Raw genomic sequence first — 1,005 nt, 5'->3', positions numbered from 1 at the left:
ACGCCAAGAGTAAACGTCTCGAGTGAGTTTGATGCGCAAGCGCAAACTTACATATTGCACTTTGAGCAATCATGTCCGCCCACGCCTCAGCAGGAAGTCAAAGAGCCGTTCGTTATCCCGATTGAGCTAGCCTTACTTAATGGGGATGGTGGCGAACAAGCGTTGTCTGCATTTGGTGGTCAAAAAAGCGCAGTTTTTGAGTTGACCGAGAAAACACAAAGCATTGTTTTGGAAGGCATTCCAGAAGAACCCATTCCGTCGTTGTTGCGCGGCTTCTCTGCCCCAGTAAAACTAAATTATAACTACACACAACATCAGCTTTTGTTTTTGATGGCGAATGATTCAGACGGTTTTAACCGCTGGGATGCTGCGCAAAGCCTAGCATTGCTTGAATTGAATGCCATGATCTCAACGGTGAAGAACGGTGGTAATGCTCAGCTCTCTAGTGCCTATGTCGGCGCGATTCGAAGCATCATTAGCAACGAGTCATTAGACAAAGCGATGGTCAGCAAACTGTTGCAACTGCCAAGTGCTGCTTATCTGATTGAGCTAGCAGAAGAAGCTGATGTGGATGCTATTTGTACTGCGCGAAATCTCGCTCGTAAGCAATTAGCGTTCGATTTACAGAAGGAACTGGTTGCATGTTATCAGCGTAATCAGGGGTGCGAGAAAGGCCTAAGTTACGCTGAAATGTCTGTTCGAGGGCTTCGAAATACTTGTTTAGCACTGTTGTCAGCCAATGCGAATGATGAATTCATGAGCCTTTGTCGCAAGCAGTTTGTTAATGCTCAGAATATGACAGACCAAGTTGGAGCATTGTCTGCCATGATTGCCTCGGGCAACAAGCAAGATGCCGATGACTTATTGGCACGTTTTTATGATCAGTGGAAAGAAGATGCTCAGGTTATGGAGTTATGGTTCTCTGTGCAATCGTCAGCGTCTTCATATGCTGATTTAACACACATTCAATCGTTGATGGAGCATCCTGATTTTGATTTCTTGAAT

At 45.3% G+C, this 1,005-nt stretch carries 1 protein-coding gene; it reads left to right on the top strand.

Features of this window, described 5'->3' with window-relative positions; genetic code table 11:
• On the top strand, nt 1-1,005 hold a 1,005-nt coding region (locus A3739_RS00970; protein ID WP_156502219.1), incomplete at both ends, for a DUF3458 domain-containing protein.

The sequence above is a fragment of the Oleiphilus sp. HI0067 genome, from assembly GCF_001635735.1.
The sequence above is the reverse complement of the archived record's forward strand: the minus strand, read 5'-3'. Positions and strand labels throughout refer to the sequence as shown.